At 37.1% G+C, this 15898-nt stretch carries 13 protein-coding genes, 1 other RNA gene and 1 pseudogene; 13 read left to right on the plus strand and 2 right to left on the minus strand.

Annotated features, from left to right (window positions below):
• The first annotated feature begins 23 nt into the window (after nt 1-23).
• The 5 genes and pseudogenes from asnS to NSQ95_RS08325 all read left to right on the plus strand — a co-directional run.
• Nucleotides 24-1319, plus strand: a complete 1296-nt coding sequence (gene asnS, locus NSQ95_RS08305; protein ID WP_169359550.1) for an asparagine--tRNA ligase — start codon at nt 24-26, stop codon at nt 1317-1319.
• A gap of 73 nt (nt 1320-1392) precedes the next feature.
• Entirely contained in the window at nt 1393-2103 is a 711-nt protein-coding gene (locus tag NSQ95_RS08310) for a DnaD domain-containing protein (protein ID WP_251555881.1), read from the plus strand.
• Nucleotides 2104-2113: 10 nt separating this feature from the next.
• Nucleotides 2114-2770, plus strand: coding sequence for an endonuclease III (gene nth / locus NSQ95_RS08315; protein ID WP_169359601.1), 657 nt, complete (start codon nt 2114-2116; stop codon nt 2768-2770).
• On the plus strand, nt 2757-3065 hold the full coding sequence (locus NSQ95_RS08320) for a YpoC family protein (RefSeq protein WP_251555877.1): 309 nt from the start codon (nt 2757-2759) through the stop codon (nt 3063-3065). Before nth ends, NSQ95_RS08320 begins: the two co-directional genes overlap by 14 nt.
• Before the next feature lie 420 nt (nt 3066-3485).
• Nucleotides 3486-3685: pseudogene (locus NSQ95_RS08325) on the plus strand (IS5/IS1182 family transposase); the annotation flags it as partial.
• Between the two features lie 281 nt (nt 3686-3966).
• Here NSQ95_RS08325 and NSQ95_RS08330 read toward each other — a convergent pair.
• Complete coding sequence (locus tag NSQ95_RS08330) at nt 3967-6609, minus strand: PBP1A family penicillin-binding protein (RefSeq protein WP_298469485.1); 2643 nt, start codon at nt 6607-6609, stop codon at nt 3967-3969.
• Between the two features lie 21 nt (nt 6610-6630).
• A complete protein-coding gene (gene recU / locus NSQ95_RS08335) occupies nt 6631-7230 on the minus strand; it encodes a Holliday junction resolvase RecU (RefSeq protein WP_251555874.1) in 600 nt (199 codons plus the stop codon).
• A gap of 584 nt (nt 7231-7814) precedes the next feature.
• Here recU and NSQ95_RS08340 point away from each other — a divergent pair.
• The 8 genes from NSQ95_RS08340 (at nt 7815) to NSQ95_RS08375 (ending at nt 15845) form a co-directional block, all read left to right on the plus strand.
• The gene (locus NSQ95_RS08340) at nt 7815-7970 is read left to right on the plus strand and encodes a hypothetical protein (protein WP_169359545.1); all 156 of its coding nucleotides are present in this window, start codon (nt 7815-7817) and stop codon (nt 7968-7970) included.
• A 75-nt stretch (nt 7971-8045) separates the two neighbouring features.
• Nucleotides 8046-8405: a YppE family protein gene (locus tag NSQ95_RS08345; RefSeq protein ID WP_298469388.1), complete on the plus strand. Its 360-nt coding sequence runs from the start codon at nt 8046-8048 to the stop codon at nt 8403-8405.
• Between the two features lies 1 nt (nt 8406).
• A complete protein-coding gene (locus tag NSQ95_RS08350; RefSeq protein WP_298469391.1) occupies nt 8407-10686 on the plus strand; it encodes a DEAD/DEAH box helicase in 2280 nt (759 codons plus the stop codon).
• Nucleotides 10676-11950 (plus strand): ribonuclease H-like domain-containing protein, encoded by a 1275-nt coding sequence (locus NSQ95_RS08355; RefSeq protein WP_298469394.1) that lies wholly within the window; start codon nt 10676-10678, stop codon nt 11948-11950. The genes NSQ95_RS08350 and NSQ95_RS08355 overlap by 11 nt, the downstream gene beginning before the upstream one ends.
• A gap of 79 nt (nt 11951-12029) precedes the next feature.
• On the plus strand, nt 12030-12326 hold the full coding sequence (gene gpsB / locus NSQ95_RS08360; RefSeq protein ID WP_340883691.1) for a cell division regulator GpsB: 297 nt from the start codon (nt 12030-12032) through the stop codon (nt 12324-12326).
• A 65-nt stretch (nt 12327-12391) separates the two neighbouring features.
• An RNA gene (rnpB, locus tag NSQ95_RS08365) (RNase P RNA component class B) lies at nt 12392-12775 on the plus strand.
• Nucleotides 12776-12993: 218 nt separating this feature from the next.
• Nucleotides 12994-14718, plus strand: a complete 1725-nt coding sequence (locus tag NSQ95_RS08370; RefSeq protein WP_340883689.1) for an EAL domain-containing protein — start codon at nt 12994-12996, stop codon at nt 14716-14718.
• Nucleotides 14718-15845, plus strand: a complete 1128-nt coding sequence (locus tag NSQ95_RS08375) for a class I SAM-dependent RNA methyltransferase (RefSeq protein ID WP_169359540.1) — start codon at nt 14718-14720, stop codon at nt 15843-15845. Before NSQ95_RS08370 ends, NSQ95_RS08375 begins: the two co-directional genes overlap by 1 nt.
• Nucleotides 15846-15898 lie beyond the last annotated feature (53 nt).

Below are 15898 nucleotides of genomic sequence, written 5' to 3' on the forward strand. Positions count from 1 at the left end.
ATTTATGACTAATGGAGGACAACATGAAAAAAATTATGATTAAAGATATGGCCAACCATGTCGGAGAAACAATAAAACTTGGGGCTTGGCTTGCGAACAAGCGCTCAAGCGGAAAAATTGCCTTTTTACAGCTACGTGATGGCTCCGGCTTTGTACAAGGAGTAGTAGTAAAGGAAGTTGTTGGAGAAGAAATTTTCCAAACAGCAAAAGGGTTAACTCAAGAAACTTCTATGTATATCACTGGAGAAGTAACTAAAGATGAACGCTCATCTTTTGGATATGAGCTACAAGTAAAAGAAATCGAAGTAATTCACGCTGCGGTTGATTATCCTATTACACCAAAAGAGCATGGAACTGAATTTCTTATGGACAACCGTCATTTATGGCTGCGTTCTAGAAAACAACACGCAATTATGAAAATTCGTAATGAAATAATTCGTGCTACATATGAATTCTTTAATGAAAATGGATTTGTAAAAATGGATCCACCAATTTTAACTGGATCTTCTCCTGAAGGAACTTCAGAGCTTTTCCATACAAAGTATTTTGATGAGGATGCATATTTATCTCAATCTGGACAACTATACATGGAAGCTGCAGCAATGGCATTAGGAAAAGTATTCTCCTTTGGACCAACATTCCGTGCAGAAAAATCTAAAACACGACGTCACTTAATTGAATTTTGGATGATCGAGCCAGAGATGGCGTTTGTAGAATTCGATGAGAATCTAGAAGTACAAGAGCAATACGTGGCATATATTGTCCAATCTGTTCTTAAAAACTGTCAATTAGAATTAGAACGTTTAGGACGCGACACTTCTAAATTAGAAAAAATTCAAGCACCATTCCCACGTATCACGTATGATGATGCAATTAAGTTTTTACACGAGAAAGGCTTTGATGATATTGAATGGGGAGATGATTTCGGATCACCGCATGAAACAGCTATCGCAGAAAGCTATGATATGCCAGTATTCATCACGCATTATCCTATAGGCATTAAACCATTCTACATGCAGCCTCATCCAGACAGAGACGATGTTGTATTATGTGCGGACTTAATCGCTCCTGAAGGATATGGTGAGATTATCGGTGGATCAGAACGTATTCATGATTATGATTTACTAAAACAACGTCTTGCAGAGCATAAATTAGATGAATCGGCTTATGCATGGTATTTAGAGCTACGTAAACAAGGGTCTGTTCCTCACTCAGGGTTTGGGCTTGGATTAGAACGTACAGTAGCTTGGTTAAGTGGAGCAGAACACGTACGTGAATCTATCCCATTCCCAAGACTATTAAACCGTTTATATCCATAATAAGAATCAGAAAGAAAGAACATTTACGTTAATAAACTTTTACAGCGTATTATATAAGAAAGGGAGTGCGAGTATGCAAAAGCGAAATCGGCTCCGAATCTGGACAGAGCAGGGAAATGTAACCATTTCCCAGCTTTTTTTTAGCCATTACAAGGCCATTAATGTCAAGGACGAGGAAGCTATTCTGCTATTACATCTTATCGCTTTTGGAGAAGCGGGTAACCACTTTCCAACCCCTCAAAACTTAGTGGAACGTACACATTTTAACGAACATAAAGTAGTGACGATTTTACAACGTCTTGTCCAAAAGGGATTAATCCAAATTGAACAGCATATGGACGAAAATGGAGTTCATTATGAATACTATGATTTTAATCATTTATGGGAGCTTTTGGTCGATTGCGTAGAGCAACAAAACCTTAATAAAGAAGACGAAGAAGTGAAGGGCGAAGAAGGCGAAATTTACAAATTATTTGAAGCTGAATTCGGTAGATTGTTATCTCCAATGGAATATGAAACAATTGGAATGTGGTTTGACCAGGACAAGCATTCTGCCTCTTTAATAAGGCTAGCTTTGAAAGAGGCTGTCTTATCTCAAAAGCTAAGCCTGCGCTATATAGACCGCATATTATTCGAGTGGAAAAAGAAAAATATAAAAACAGTAGAAGCTGCAGAAAATCAGTCGGCTCAGTTTAGACAGCATATACCAATGCAAAGACCAAAGGAGCAATCCTTAGATGCGGCGAAAGTTCCTTTTTACAATTGGTTAGAAGAAAGAGAGTAGGTGGAGAACGTTGCTTACAAAGGCCCAATGGCATTTTTGTTTAGAGGAAATGGAAAGGATGTTTCCGGATGCTCATTGTGAGTTAGTCCACGATAATCCTTTTGAATTATTAGTAGCTACACTTTTATCAGCGCAATGCACGGATGTGCTTGTAAATAAAGTAACTAAAAATTTGTTCCAAAAATATAAAAAGCCCGAAGACTATTTAGCAGTTTCAATCGAAGAGCTACAAAACGACATACGTTCAATCGGCCTATATCGTAATAAGGCAAAAAATATTCAAGCGCTTAGTAAGCAACTAATAGAGCTTTATAATGGAGAAGTACCGGAAGACAGAGATCTACTTACTACTTTTCCAGGAGTAGGGCGCAAAACTGCTAACGTAGTTGTTTCAGTTGCTTTTGACATTCCTGCCATTGCCGTCGATACTCATGTCGAAAGAGTATCGAAGCGATTAGGACTATGTCGATGGAAGGACTCTGTCCTACAGGTCGAGGAAACGTTAATGAAAAAGACTCCGATTGAATCCTGGTCCAAGGCACATCACCAGCTTATATTTTTTGGCCGCTACCATTGCAAGGCACAAAATCCCAATTGCCCACAATGTCCGTTACTGCCTGTGTGCAGAGAGGGTAAAAAAAGGATGAGTAAAGTTGTCCAAGCTTAAAAAAGAAGACTTTGTCGGACTTTTTGCAAAGTGGTCAAAGATGCGAGATGAGATACAAGCTCATTATAAAAAAAGAAATAACGGGTCTATTGATTTAATGGAAAAAGGAATTGATCTGTTAAACGAGTTAATTGACCTTGCAGATGGCACTTGTCCATTAAACTATCAGGAACGTTTTACTTTTATAAAACAGAACTATAAAACTTTTGCGGCGTTTCGACAGCTGGATGAATTATTTAAAGAAACGGAAAAGAAGCTTGCTCTTCGCTTTATTATGGAATCAAGAAAACCTTAATTATTCAACAATGCCCCATATGTACTGCCTACTAAAAGTTAGATACTAAACTAACTTAGAGAGGGAGTCCATATGGGGCATTTTTAGATTAGGGCAGTTTAAATATAAAAAAATATGGCTATGTTAAAGGCGAGTGCACTGAAAAAGTACTTTTAAACTCTTAGAGGTAGAGTATGAATAAAGGCTCCTATTTCCTGAGACCGTGTCTTTCCGTTCCGAGCGGATGCTTTCCTGGGGGCGGCCCGGCAAGCCTTCTCCCTCGCTGCGCTCAGTCCGGGTGCTCGCCGTGGCCGCTAATCCCCTAGGAGTCACCGCTCTGCACTCCAATCCACTATAGAATTTATTAAAAATGTACTCAGGCAAAAAAATTCTTTTATTGCTATACTAAAGAAAAGTAAATGCAGGGGTGCGCACAATGATAAATATAATTTTGAGGTGGAAAAATGTAAAATATGCCCTTTCAGAGTTGGGTGTTACAAAGAAGGATAAAGAGTGGATACGGCTACGATACAGCGATTAGCACGAGTCTTTTTGGCATGGAAATACAAGGAGCCACAACCATATTTGCGGTCAACCTGAAGCGAATCCTAAAGTTACTTAACGAAGGAGAGCAAGAATAAGGCAATGAAAAAGGATGTTTTCTGTTCAATTTGAACAAAAAGTACCCTTTTTTAATTTTCAAAACAAATTTATTATAAAAACGTAAGTATTTCAGTGCCCTCTTTAAAGGGTAGGGTTGGTATTTCGTGAAACGAGTTCGTTTGTGAAATGTTACACTTAAACTAAAGTAAGCAATAAAAAATCACTTTATAAATTCAAGAAACAATTAAAAAACGAGGAAAGGGTTATAATCCCATTTCCTCGTTCTTTTTTTAATCATTTTAAGTAATAATCGGATAGTTTAAGGTGTAGATCCGGTTTCTGTGCCGTCTTCAGGGGTTTCCTCAGGATTTTCTCCATCGGTGCCTCCATCTTCTTGACCACCATCATTATTACCACCATTACCGTTGTTGTTACCATTGCCATTATTACCACTATTACCGTCATTACCGTTTCCATTATTACCATTGTTACCGTTATTACCATTACCATTACCGTTGTTACCATTGTTACCATTGTTACCAGGTTGGTTTTCATTCTCGCCCTCGGTATCTTCTGGTTTTTCTTCCTCCGAGTCAGGAGACTCGAGATCTTCTTCTTCGATACCTTCGAGTACTAGCTCTACACTAGCTGATTCACTTCGAACATCCTCAGCTATTGCTGTAACGGTAAATAAATATTTACTACCAGGGATTAGAGCTTGAACAATTAACCCTGTTTTATCTGTTGTTTGTAAAATTTCGCTTGGACCGTTGTCAATAGAGACCGCTACCTCAAACTGAACGTTAACATCTTCTTCGCCTTCAGGTCCTTCGAAGTCCCAATCTAATGTTGCTGATGATGTTATTTCATCATATTGCACAGATAGGTTAGAAGGGGCATTTAGTTCTAGCTGGTCATATTCCTCAGATACTTGTTTAGGCTCTGTCCCTTTAACAAATAACTCTGTTAGCTTCATATTTTCAGGTGTATACTCACTAGCTAATTTTAATGGATTAGAACCTCTTTCAACTGTTACTTCTACGACTGAATTAGGCTTTTTAAATCTTTCTGTTTTCTGTCCTTCTGAAATACTTCCCATAATTTCTTTAAAGATTCGTTGTGGAAGACTTCGTTCTTCGGCAGTTGTAATAGCAGAGTTGTCATCATAACCTGACCAAACAGTTACTGAATAGTTAGTTGTGTACCCTGCAAACCATACATCTGGAACACCTTTTTTATCTCCGCTGAAATTGGACGTACCAGATTTTCCTGCTACATCTAATCCGCTGATTGCTGCAGCCTTACCAGTTCCTTTTGTTAAAACATCACGTAAAACGTCTGTAATAATGTAAGCTGTTGAATCCTTCATAACTGTCTTGGATTCAGGCTTGTAATTTTTCTCTGTTTTGCCATCTCTGTATACAATTTTGTTAATAGCATATGGTTCTGTATGATTCCCGTTATTACCAAACGCAGCGTATGCTCCTGCTAGTTGAATAGGGGACATAAATTTTGAAATACCACCAATTGCATAGGCTTCATTTACTGTGCCGATATCTACTCCAAATCGACTAATAAATTCTCTTGCGTTCTTAGTACCTACTTCTTTTAATGTTTTGACTGCTGTAGTATTGCGAGATTTATATAATGCTTCACGCATAGTCATAGCACCTAGATATTTATTATCGGCATTACGTATTACTTGATCAGTACCTGTATACTTAATATCTTCATCTACGATGGTTTGAGCAGGTGACCAGTCTAAAAATTCTACAGCTGGACCATAGTCTATTAAAGGCTTAATAGTCGAACCAGGTGAGCGTTCTTTCATATCATGCGCATGATTATATCCTCGATCTACTCCGTAATTTCTTCCTCCACCAGCAGCGACAACTGCTCCAGTCTTAGTATCAATTACTGCAACACCAGCTTGTATATCTTCAGTAGGGAAGATGTCTGAGTTTAAGGTTTCTTCTACTTTCTCTTGAGCTTTCGGTTGAAGTGTAGTATGGATAGTTATACCTTCGGAAATAGCATCTGCATCTCCATTTTCTTCAAGTTCTTCTAATACTATATCGATAAATGCATCGTATTTAGAATCTTGGTTCGCTACTCTTTGATCTTCGGGTAGAAGGGAGTCAGCAACTGGAATAGCTTGGGCTGCTTTCATTTCCTCATCTGTTATTTTGCCATGAAGATTCATTAAGTAAAGAACTGTATTTCTTCTCTTTTCAGCAAGTTCTGGATTTTTAAAAGGGTTATAGTTATTAGGACTTTGAGGCATTCCCGCTAATACAGCCATTTCATGTAATTCAAGATCCTTTAGTTCTTTCCCATAAAAATATTTAGAAGCAGTACCAAAGCCATAAATACGTCCTGACATTAAAATTTTGTTGAAATACATTTCAAAAATTTCTTCTTTTTTATATTCACGCTCTAATTGTAGAGCTAAATGGGCTTCTTGAGCTTTACGTTTTATTGTTTTTTCATTTGTAAAGAAAGAGTTTTTGACAACCTGTTGAGTAATTGTACTTGCACCCTGTGCACCAAATCCATCCTTCAGGTTGGCTAAAACGGCTTTACCTAAACGTAAGACATCTACTCCCATGTGATCGTAGAAACGAACATCCTCTGTTGCCAAAATGGCATCTTCCATTTGTTGAGGAATTTCCTCATAGGATATATATTCTCGGCTTTCACTTCCGACGGTTGCAAACTCTTCACCGTTTGCGTCTAATAGTTTAGGACTGATCGGGTCTTTTAGTAATTCCTCATCTAAATCTGGTGCTGTGCTTGCATAATATGCATAAACGGACCCACCAGTTATTAATCCTACTAATCCAATTGCTAAAATTGCTATCATGATACGTTTTAGCCATGTTTTTGCAGGTTTTGTTTGTTTTTTCTTTTGTTCAAGTTGTTGTTTTCTTCTTTGTCCACGAGTAGATTTTTGCTCACTCATAAACGTCTCCTCACTTTCCCTTTATACATACAAGTCATTAACTATCTTTAAATAATTGACCCTTGGTGCATATTTTGGAGTTATTTCAATCCCATATTCCTCAAATTCCCCGAGAGTGATTGATTTTCTTCCTCCAGATCGCATTCTATCCCAAAAAAATTTTAAATGCTCGTAAGACAAATAAAAATATCGATCCGTTGTTGAAAAACGAACCAATAGAAAGCTAATACCGAGTTGCTGAACAACTCTTCCCATATGTTCTACTTGATGAAGATGAACGTTTTTTAAAGGAAATGAAGTCTTATTTTCCGTTTCTTTTGCTTCAAAGTCAATATATTTCCCTTTGTATACCCCGTTAAAGTCAGTAGTGGATGGTGTCCTGTAATAAGCTTCTTTTATAACCGCCGAGCTTCTACTTGGGTAATCTACCTTAACGACCTGAATAGGTATTGGTTTTTTATAGATGACAGCAATGTCATGAGCTAGATAGTACTCATTGGCATCATTTATCTCATCTTCTAACGTCTTACCCCTATTACTGAAAGAATAATCCTTTTGCTTTGGGGTTTTTGTTTTCTTGGTAGGTGTATATACCTTCCCATTAGGGTATTGGATAGCCAAGACAATCACCTCTTTTATGATATTAGTTTATCACAAGTTAGTTAGACGAACGAGTAATCAATTTAGTTTCATTTGGCTATGTTAAGGGTTGGGTTGATTTATGATGCAAAGAAATCTTAAATCAGAGAGTAGAATTGATTTTTCGCCCCAGCCGGACGCTTTCCTCGGGGTGAGCGATAAGCCATCACCCATCGCTTACGCGCGTGGTTGTGATGGCTTATCTGTCTCACTCATCCCGTAGGAGTCGCCGTCTGGTGCTCCAATCAATGAATGGAAACAGCTTTAATGTATCGATAGTGCTAAAAATTTACTCGCATAAGCAGCAAAGTTGAAAAACTGTCACCAACACCAATTTCGTCATCTATTTATGATTTTTATTTGAATGTCCTTTTTATAATGTTTACACTCATTAAGTCACTATAACAAAGAATTGTTAGTCAAAATCAACCAATAAATTTAACAAAGCTTTTCATCTTAACCACTGTCGATGTGCCGCTAGTTTTGTCTTATGTATAGAACCTTTGTCGAGTAGGAAGGGATTTATCAAGAAGGAAGGAACTAAACAGTAAAAGGAGAGTGTTAACATGAATAAAATTGAACGTCTTATTGATCAACTAGAGCTTTTGGAATATCTATTGGAGAACCGTTTAAACGAAGAACAGGATCAATTTGAAGAAGATTTTAGTAAATCATCTTTTCGCTTGCTAGGAAAGATGGAAAAATTAGAAAGTAATCTGTAAGGAATGTATGTTCGTTCGAAGCTGGTAATATGCTATGCTTTTTGATAAACTATTACTAGAATGAGAGGGATTACTTTGTCATTAACAAACGTAAATAAACAGCTGCTAATTGAATGTGATAGTTGTATAGAAAGGTTTCACCGTTTTCGTGAAGAAGACCGTGAACCGGATTTTTTTGAAGAAGTAAAGCCATATGCGTATGATATAGATGAATTACTGAATGAATGGGAGCAACTAGTACGTCCTTGGATCCAATTAAAGCGACCAAAATATGTACATCCGAGTCAAATTGATTCGTTACTTGAATCAATGAGACAATTTGTCGTACAGTCCTTTTATAAAGCCACTAGTAAAAAACGTTTTTTAAAGTCTGTACATTCTTCTAAATATACTTTAGAAACCATTCTTCAAGCGTTACAGGAGGTCGGGGAGTAACATGCTAAAAAACAAAAGTATAGCTGAGCTATTAGATGATTGGAGAATTGATAATAATCGATTTCCACAAATAGAGCATATCCATACTGTGGAGGAGAAAGAAGCCGTATATGCTCCTTTTCCACATCAAATGCATCCATCCATCACAAATGCTTTAAAAAAGCGAGGGGTGGAACAACTCTATATTCATCAAAGACAAGCCTTCGATGCTGCTTCCTTAGGGAAATCGTTTACTGCAATTACCCCCACCGCCTCTGGAAAATCTCTTTGTTATCATCTTCCCGTATTGCAATCTATTATGGAAGATCCCACCTCTCGAGCAATTTACTTATTTCCGACTAAAGCGTTAGCACAGGATCAGAAAAGTGATTTAAATGAATTGATTCGGGAAAGCGGGGAGGAGATTTTAAGTTATACCTATGATGGTGATACCGAGCCGGGAATACGCCAAAAGATTAGGAAATCAGGACATATAGTGCTGACCAATCCAGATATGCTGCACTCAGGTATTTTGCCGCACCATACAAAATGGGTTTCACTATTTGAAAACCTTAAATATATTATTATAGATGAAATTCATACATATAAAGGTGTATTTGGAAGCCATGTTGCACATGTCATTCGTAGATTAAAAAGAATCTGTGAATTTTATGGTAGTAGCCCTCAGTTTATTTGTACATCTGCCACGATTAAAAATCCTAAGGAGCTTGCTGAGAACTTAACAAACGAATCACATTTACTTATAAATGAGAACGGTGCACCTGCTGGAAAAAAACATTTTGTTTTTTATAATCCTCCGATTGTACATCCCGTTTTTAATGTGAGACGAAGTGCAGTATTAGAAGTGAGAGACCTTGCACAAGAGTTATATGTCAATGGAATTCAAACGATTGTTTTTGCTAAAAGCAGAGTAAGAGTAGAAATGCTAGTGACTTATTTGCAGGCTCTAGTAAGTAAAAAAATAAATGACCAATCTATTCGTGGTTATCGAGGCGGTTATTTACCTTCTGAACGACGAGATATTGAAAAAGGACTCCGGGATGGAGTAATTCGTACTGTAGTAAGCACAAATGCATTAGAACTAGGTGTAGATATTGGCCAGCTCCAAGCATGCATTATGACTGGATACCCTGGCAATATAGCTAGTGCATGGCAGCAGGCAGGACGAGCTGGGCGTAGGCAGGATGAAGCGCTCATAATTTATGTGGCGCAATCTACTGCCCTAGATCAATACGTAGTAAAGCATCCAGACTATTTTCTTGGACAATCACCGGAAGAGGTTCGAATTCATCCTGATAACATGATTATTTTGATGGATCATCTTAAATGTGCCGCTTTTGAGCTTCCTTTTACGACTAGCGACAATTATGGTGAATTTTCAATTCAGGAATTGCTAGAGTTCTTAGAAAGTGAAGGGGTTCTATTAAAAACAGCAGATAAATGGCATTGGATGTCCGAAAGCTTTCCTGCTAGTAATGTTAGTCTTCGTTCTGCCTCCCAAGACAATGTCATTATAATTGATCAGTCAGTACCTACTAAAACTCGAGTCATAGGAGAGATGGATCTTTATAGTGCGATGACCCTGCTTCACGAGGAAGCTATATACCTTCATCAAGGAACACAGTTTCAAGTAGAGAAATTAGATTGGGAAGAGAAAAAGGCATTTGTTAAAGAAGTGGACGTGGATTATTTTACAGATGCTAATATTGCAATCGAGCTAAAGGTGCTAAGTGAGGATAAGGAAAAAGAAGCTGATATTGGAACACTACGTTTTGGAGACATTATTGTTCTTGCTCAGCCGACCATCTTCAAAAAGATTAAGTTTGATACGCACGATAATATTGGATCAGGTAAAATACATTTACCGCCTTTAGAGCTTCACACTACATCCACTTGGTTTAGCTTTGATAAGCCAAATGACTGGTCGGAAACCTTGCTTTCAGATGCGATGACGGGTGTAGCATATGCTTTGCATTCATTTATACCATTATTTATTCATTGTGATTCTAAGGACATTCATGTAGTCCCACAAGTAAAATCAGTAAACGTGGAGAAGCCTACTTTCTTTATGTACGATAGCTATCCTGGCGGTATTGGTTTATCCGAGAGAATGTTTGACCTATGGAATGACTTAGTTCCAAAAGTTACAGAGCAAGTTGCGAGCTGCCCTTGTACTGGTGGGTGTCCAGCATGTATTGGAGCACAAGATGCTGAAAATAACTTAAAGAAAGAAGTTATAAAATTACTGCATATGCTACAGGTGGATCGTTATGTCATATGAGAAAAAACTATTAGAGATGAAGGGACTTCTGAAGAAGAATGTTCCCGAGAAACAGCCCAAAAAGGAAGTGCCAGAAATTGCACTTCCTTTTTATACAGAACAATGGAAACAAGCTGGTTTAAAGCTTATAAAAAACGAGAAGGGTTTTTTCTTTTTAAAAGAAACATTTTATCGTAAGAAGCATATACATGGAACTATTGGTTTGGATAAGCTGGAGGAGGCAATTTCCTTTATGCAAGAGAGATACCCAAATCATCCACTTACGGTTTCACCAGGTAATCCTTTTTGCTTCTATGATACAGAAACAACTGGGTTAAAAGGGACAGGTGTGCTCATTTTTTTAAATGGTATATTAAAAAAAGCGCCCGGGGGATACTTGCTTTCTCAATATGTGTTAGTAGAGCCTGGGCAGGAAGCAGCGTTTCTGTTAGCTACTGAATTTTGGAAAGATACACAAACTATTATTACTTATAATGGTAAGAGTTTCGATATTCCACAGTTAAATACTCGCTGGACGATGAATCGCAATAATCTTCCGCCATTAAAAGATCATGAGCAAATTGATTTAATGCATTCCTCCAAAAGAATATGGAAAGGTGATTTAGAGAGATTTAAACTAAAGCAAATAGAAGAGAGCAAACTGGGCTTTACAAGAAAAAATGATCTTCCAGGACACTTGGCACCCATTATTTATTTTGATGCAGTAAAACAAGGTGATCCTACTAATCTTATGAGAATTTTAAAGCATAACGAATGGGATATCTTATCACTTGCAACTCTCTATACTTTATCGATAGATCTTTTAAAAAAAGAAGAATCACTAGAAACTGCTAACACTTACACGAATATCGGTAAATGGTTTAAAGACCTAAAATCAAAAGATGCGAGCAATAAATGGTTTGAATTCGTCGTAGACCAATTTTCAGAAAGTGAAACAAGCGTCGCATACTTTTATATTGGGTTACATTTAAAAAGACAAAATCTAATAGAAGAAAGTGTAGAAGCATTCGAAATAGCTTTAAAGGAAATCGACGGGAAATATCGTCTAAAGGTTTTGGTGGAACTTGCAAAGCTTTATGAACATCAGAAGAAAGACTATCAAAAAGCATTAGAAAAAACGCAGGAATGCTTAGATTATTGGAGTAAGACTAGGATGGATTCTCCTAAAGGTTTTGAAGGTGAGCTTCTTAAGCGGGAAATAAGAATAAAAAGAAAAATAGATATTTCCCGGGAAAGCGCACAACCTAACAAAAAACGCACATAATCACGCGAAATTACTCCATTATTCGACACCATTATGCTATAATACGAGTAGCTAATTGTAGACGGAAGGAAGATGCTACATGGAATTTAAACTTAAAGCTTCTGATATATTAGAAAAAGAATTTAAAACGGGTCTTAGAGGCTATAACCAAGAAGAAGTAGATATGTTTTTAGACGATATTATTCAAGACTACGAAGCGTTTGAAAAGAAAATCATTCAACTGCAGCAAGAAAACAAGCAACTTAGAGAAGAGCTAGAGGAAGCACCACGTAAATCTGCTCCCGTACAACCAGCAGCAGGTGCAACTAATTTTGATATTCTAAAAAGATTATCTCATTTAGAAAAACATGTATTTGGAGCTAAATTGTACGAATAATATTATATCAAAAAAGAAAATTTGTGTTTTCATGTCAAATCATATACAATGTAATTACCACTTATTTATTCGGGCAATCGCTGCAATGCTTAGACATTGTAGAGGAAAGTCCATGCTCACACAATTCTGCGATGAATGTAGTGTTCGTGCTTAGTGAAAAAATAAACTAAGGCAGCCTTTTGGCTGACGGCGGGATGAAGGCCTAAGTCTTCGGATATGGCTAACAATCTCTGAAAGTGCCACAGTGACGAAGCTGGATAGGAAACTATACAGGTGGAACGAGGTAAACCCCACGAGTGAGAAACCCAAATTATGGTAGGGGCATTTTCTTGAAGGAATTGAACGGATAGAAAAACAGATATTAATCTGTAGATAGATGATTGCCGTCCACATACGTACGAGGTAGTTCACCGTTTGAGTACCGTGGAAACAAAACATGGCTTATTGAGTTTATGAGTGGCTATAATTAATAATACGAAAAGCTCTCCAATCACGGAGAGCTTTTCTTTTCTTGACTACATATTTTATCATGAGAGAGTAAAACCTCACCCTATACTATTATTTATCTCAGGTTGCTTGATTGATGTCTTAAAGGCAGGTTATTAATGCTTTAATAGAATTGTATTTTATCATCGAGTTAGTACTGAGGGGAAGCAGGTCCTAGAAAGTGAAAAAAGAGCAACATCCCGAAAGCTTTTCTTTGTACCCAAAAGAGCTAGTAGAGAAAGTATTTAATTCCACTACTGAGGGTATTATGATTACGGATGAACATTTAAAAATTACTTTAGTGAATGCTGCCTTTCAAGCGGTTACTGGATATAGCTTGGAGGAGGTTAGAGATAAAACTCCTAGCATATTAAAATCCGGAAAGCAGGACAAATCATTTTACGACTCCATGTGGAAAGAGTTAGACAAAAAAGGAATTTGGCAAGGTGAAATTTGGAACAGAAGGAAGAATAGTGAAGTATACCCTGAGCACTTAAAAATTACTAGAATTCAAAACGAACTAGGCGAAACTACACATTATTTTGGAGTGTTTTCTGATATTTCCATAAAAAAAAGTGCAGAAAAAGAAATAAAGACATTGACTTCAACGGATTATCTCACAGGTTTACCTAACAGGTTCTCTTTTAATGAATTGTTTTTACAGTTAATTGAAAACTCGACTCCAAATAGCTTCAGTGCACTTTTGTTTATCGATTTAGATCGTTTCAAGCAAGTGAATGCATCACTTGGAAATGAAATAGGAGATAGAATTCTAGTTGAATTTACGAAACGTGTCAGGCATATAACACCAAAGGATAGTATCTTGGCAAGGTATGGTGGAGACGAGTTCTTACTTGCACTTTCACATATTAAATCACATATAGATGCTGGCCAAATTGCTATTGAAATTATTAAAATGCTAAGCAAGCCATTTATAATAGATGATTTGGAAATTTATTTAACCGCTAGTATAGGAATCAGCTTTTTTCCTCAAGACGGACAAGAAATAGATGAACTTATTCACAAGGCAGATAAGGCAATGTACTTTGCTAAGCATAATGGCCGTAATCAATATGCATTTTACTTTGAAGAGTTGAAGAGAGATTCGAAAAGGCTGCTGTTATTGGAGGCTGAACTGAGAAAGGCGATACAAGCAAATGATTTCTCCGTCCATTACCAGCCTAAAGTTTCCTTGGAAACAAAAACCATTATTGGAGTAGAGGCTTTAGTAAGGTGGGAAAATGATCAGGTAGGTACTGTATCTCCAGCAGAGTTTATCCCACTTGCTGAAGAAACTGGCCTAATCATCCCATTAAGTGAGTTAATTATTAAAAAAGTATGTTTAGATATCCTTGAATGGAGAACACTTGATATTAGTAATATTTCAGTATCCATTAATATTGCATCTATACATTTTCAACAAGATAATTTTATTGAAAGAATAAACAACTTGGTAATGCAATATAATTGTAGTCCACAGCAGCTTGAATTAGAATTAACTGAGCGCACTATTATGAAGGATTCTAATAATATTATATCTAAGCTTATAAAGCTTAAAAGTAATGGATTTAAAATTTCTATTGATGATTTTGGGACAGGATACTCGTCCTTGAGTTATTTAAACCAATTTCCTATAAACTATTTAAAAATTGATAGAAGCTTTATTCAGCACATAACCACCTTAAAGGATAAACAAGCAATAGTGGAATCTATTATTTTAATGTCACATCGTTTGAATATTAAGGTTGTAGCTGAAGGTGTAGAAACGAAGGAACAAGTAGAAATTCTAAGGGAAATGAATTGCGATATTATCCAAGGATACTATTATAGCAAGCCAGTTCCAAGTAAAGGGCTAATGGATTTCTTAGAGTTATGGGAGATCCATAAGCAAGAAGGGAAGGTATAATGACAACATTTAAATTAGTAGCTACTGCTGCAATGGGGCTAGAGGCAATCGTTGCAGAAGAAGTAAAAGCACTAGGATATGAAACAACAACTGAAAACGGAAAGGTATATTTTGAAGGAGATGAAAGAGCAATTGCAAGAGCTAATACATGGCTACGAGTTGCAGACCGTGTAAAGATTGTAGCTGCTCAGTTTCCTGCCAGAACCTTTGATCAACTGTTTGAGAATACTAAAGCGATTCAATGGGAGAAGTTCCTCCCTGTAGATGCTGCTTTTCCTGTACAAGGCAAATCAGTCAAATCAACATTATTTAGTGTTCCTGATTGTCAGGCTATTGTTAAAAAAGCGATTGTAGAAAGATTAAAGCTAGCCTATAAACGAATTGGGTTTTTAGATGAGTCCGGGGCTACATACAAGATAGAAATTAGTATATTGAAGGATGTAGCGACTATTACCATTGATACTAGCGGAGCTGGACTGCATAAGCGCGGTTACCGACATGGTCAAGGGGAAGCACCTTTAAAAGAAACCTTAGCAGCAGCTTTAGTAAAAATCTCTAAATGGAGTCCCAATAGACCTTTTGTTGATCCTTTTTGTGGTTCCGGTACAATTCCAATTGAGGCAGCCATGATTGGGCAAAATATTGCTCCAGGATTTAACCGTGATTTTCATAGTGAGGCTTGGGCTTGGATGCCTCAAAAAATTTGGGATGATGTAAGAAATGAAGCTGAAGATTTAGCCGACTATGACCAACCTTTAGAAATAATTGGTTCAGATATTGATCATAAAATGATTCAAATTGCAGAGCAGAACTCTTTTGAATCAGGCTTTGCTGATTTAATCAGCTTTAAACAAATGCAGGCAAGCGACTTCTCTACGGACCTAATGGATGGCGTGATGATTGGTAATCCACCTTACGGAGAGCGTATAGGCGAAATTGAAGAAATTGAGAAAGCTATTAGTGACCTAGGACATATGATGGAAAAATATCCTTCTTGGTCAGTTTATATGTTATCTTCCATGGAGAATTTTGAAAATCTGTATGGTCGTAGAGCAACGAAGAAACGTAAATTGTTCAATGGGTTTATAAGAACAGATTACTATCAGTTTTGGGGTAAACGTTCATAACAGTAGGGGAGACTAAGCTCTCCCTTGCTGTTATATTATATTTAAGGGAGTTA

The organism is Psychrobacillus sp. FSL W7-1457 (genome assembly GCF_038593405.1).
Classification (GTDB): domain Bacteria; phylum Bacillota; class Bacilli; order Bacillales_A; family Planococcaceae; genus Psychrobacillus.

Excerpts from the sequence above, each read along its gene's own strand:
- NSQ95_RS08310 (WP_251555881.1), top strand. The coding sequence starts at position 1,393 with ATGCAAAAGCGAAATCGGCTCCGAATCTGGACAGAGCAGGGAAATGTA.
- NSQ95_RS08330 (WP_298469485.1), bottom strand. The coding sequence starts at position 6,609 with ATGAGTGAGCAAAAATCTACTCGTGGACAAAGAAGAAAACAACAACTT.
- NSQ95_RS08350 (WP_298469391.1), top strand. The coding sequence starts at position 8,407 with ATGCTAAAAAACAAAAGTATAGCTGAGCTATTAGATGATTGGAGAATT.
- gpsB (WP_340883691.1), top strand. The coding sequence starts at position 12,030 with ATGGAATTTAAACTTAAAGCTTCTGATATATTAGAAAAAGAATTTAAA.
- NSQ95_RS08340 (WP_169359545.1), top strand. The coding sequence starts at position 7,815 with ATGAATAAAATTGAACGTCTTATTGATCAACTAGAGCTTTTGGAATAT.
- NSQ95_RS08355 (WP_298469394.1), top strand. The coding sequence starts at position 10,676 with ATGTCATATGAGAAAAAACTATTAGAGATGAAGGGACTTCTGAAGAAG.
- asnS (WP_169359550.1), top strand. The coding sequence starts at position 24 with ATGAAAAAAATTATGATTAAAGATATGGCCAACCATGTCGGAGAAACA.
- NSQ95_RS08375 (WP_169359540.1), top strand. The coding sequence starts at position 14,718 with ATGACAACATTTAAATTAGTAGCTACTGCTGCAATGGGGCTAGAGGCA.